General features: G+C 57.2%; 2 protein-coding genes. Both read right to left on the bottom strand.

Translation table 11 applies throughout. From position 1 onward, the window contains the following. The coding region (locus ACIOVB_RS27845) for an FAD-dependent oxidoreductase (RefSeq protein ID WP_401272317.1) at positions 1-876 on the bottom strand (876 nt) is incomplete at its 3' end. 97 nt (positions 877-973) lie between these two features. Next, the coding region (locus tag ACIOVB_RS27840) for a 2-oxo acid dehydrogenase subunit E2 (protein ID WP_401272316.1) at positions 974-1,160 on the bottom strand (187 nt) is incomplete at its 5' end.

Genomic DNA, 1,160 nt, shown 5'->3' with positions numbered 1-1,160 from the left:
ACCGCTATCGGCAGCCAGCAGATCAGTGGTCACCGGACGGCGACCAACGGCTACGATCAGCTTGTCGAAAGTGATGGTCTGTTCGCCGTTGGCATCGGTGTAGCTGACAACGACTTCGTCGCCGTTCACTTTCGAACCGGTGACGCGAGCGCCCAGCTTGATGTCCAGACCCTGTTTGGTCAGGGTTTTCAGCGCTTCCTTGGAAACAGCGGTGTCCGCTGCCATCAGGAAAGTGTCCAGAGCTTCCAGGACAACTACTTCAGAACCCAGACGCGACCACACCGAACCCAGTTCCAGACCGATCACGCCAGCGCCGATCACGCCCAGACGCTTAGGTACGGCTTGGAATTCCAGTGCGCCAGTCGAATCGACGATGACTTTCTGATCAACCGGAGCCGGTGGAATGTCGATAGGACGCGAACCTGGAGCCAGGATGACGTTTTCAGCTTCGATGACTTCAACCGAACCGTCTGGCTTGGTGACTTCGACTTTCTTGCCAGCCAGCAGTTTGCCGTGGCCCTGGATCGAAGTAACGCCGTTGGCCTTGAACAGGGTGGCAACGCCGCCGGTCAGGTTCTTGACGATGCCAGCCTTGCGGCCAATCATCGCCGCAACGTCCATTTTGACTTCGCCGGTCGAGATACCGTGAACGTTGAAGCTTTCTTTCGATTCCTTGTATTTCCAGGAGCTGTCCAGCAGCGCCTTGGAAGGAATGCAGCCGACGTTCAGGCAGGTGCCGCCCAGGGCTTGCTTGCCTTCGGCGTCGGTGTACTTCTCGATGCAGGCAGTGGTCAGACCCAGCTGCGCGGCCTTGATGGCTGCTACGTAGCCGCCAGGGCCAGCACCGATCACTACTACGTCAAATTTCTGCGACATTCAAAAATTCCTCTTTAGCGAAAAGCTTCAAGCCGCGCGCTCCAAGCCAAGCTGCCCTTTCCTGCAGCTTGAAACTTGAAACCCGCGACTGCTTCTATCAGATATCCAGCAACAGACGAGCCGGATCTTCCAGCAGGTTCTTGATGGTCACCAGGAAGGTCACAGCTTCTTTGCCATCGATCAGACGGTGATCGTAGGACAGTGCCAGGTACATCCTCGGACGGATAACGACCGGACCGGTGATGGCCATAGGACGCTGGCTGAGGTTGTGCAGGCCCCGAATC

The organism is Pseudomonas sp. NPDC087639, assembly GCF_044743385.1.
In the GTDB taxonomy this organism is placed as follows: Bacteria; Pseudomonadota; Gammaproteobacteria; order Pseudomonadales; family Pseudomonadaceae; genus Aquipseudomonas.
This window is presented reverse-complemented; position numbering and strand designations above follow the sequence as displayed.